The sequence below is a fragment of the Streptomyces sp. SID1328 genome, assembly GCF_009865595.1.
In the GTDB taxonomy this organism is placed as follows: Bacteria; Actinomycetota; Actinomycetes; order Streptomycetales; family Streptomycetaceae; genus Streptomyces; species Streptomyces griseoluteus.
In genome coordinates, this window is sequence record NZ_WWKH01000485.1 from 1 (window position 1) to 855 (window position 855).

1 pseudogene is annotated in these 855 nt (G+C 70.6%); it reads right to left on the reverse strand.

The annotated features are described in order from the left end of the window. Positions 1 to 3 precede the first annotated feature (3 nt). Positions 4 to 855: pseudogene (locus tag GT030_RS14930) on the reverse strand (transcriptional regulator); the annotation flags it as partial.

An 855-nucleotide genomic window follows, 5' to 3' on the forward strand; every position in this document is an offset into this window, starting at 1 on the left:
CTCCTACTCTCCGTTGTCGACGTCGGTGACGGTGCCGTCCTTGATGTACCGGGCGAGGTTGAGCTGCGGAGCGTTGAACCGCTCTCGGACTTCCTCGCCCCACAGGACGTCCTGGGTGCCCTCCCACTTGACCAGGCCCGGGTTGATGCCGAGCTTGAAGCCGCCCGGCAGAGGCTTGCCCTCCTTGTAGGGCAGGAAGTCCAGTGGCGACGTGCCGTTGGCCGCGTAGACGACGCAGTCGGACAGGACCGCGATCGGGTACTGGCCGGTGCAGGCGGCGTGCTTGACGATCTTGCGGTGCAGGTTGATCCGGGTGCGGGAGATGACCGCCGCGCGGATGTCGGGCCGCCACGTCGGGCGGGACAGCGCCCGCCACGGCTCGCCCGGCCGCCATCCCTCACCCCGGGGCCGCTCGCGCAGCTTGCCCAGGCCGCCCTTCACCGTCGCCTTGACCGCGGAGACGACGATCGCCAGCTCCGGGTCACGGCCGCGGTAGCCGTCCATCGCCGCCAGGAAGTCGGCCGGCGCTAGGTCGGCGCCGACACCGAGGTCGGCCATCGTGGCGAGGTACGCGTCGCGCAGCCGGTTGTACCAGCCGTCCAGGTAACGGCCGCTCTCGTAGCGGACGTACGCCTCGATCGGCGCGACGTCGTAGCCGAGCTCTACCGCGTACGCCACGGTCGGCGTCGCGTACCAGGCCGGCCCCTCAGGGCGGTCGCCCTTCGGCGTGAACGGGCTGGGCAGCAGACTCGCGTCCAGGTCCGCCCACTTGTCCTTGCCGACCTTCACCCGCGACAGGTCCACATGGGAGAGGTCGACCAGCCACGAGCCGGGCAGCTTCGGGTCGAACACCGG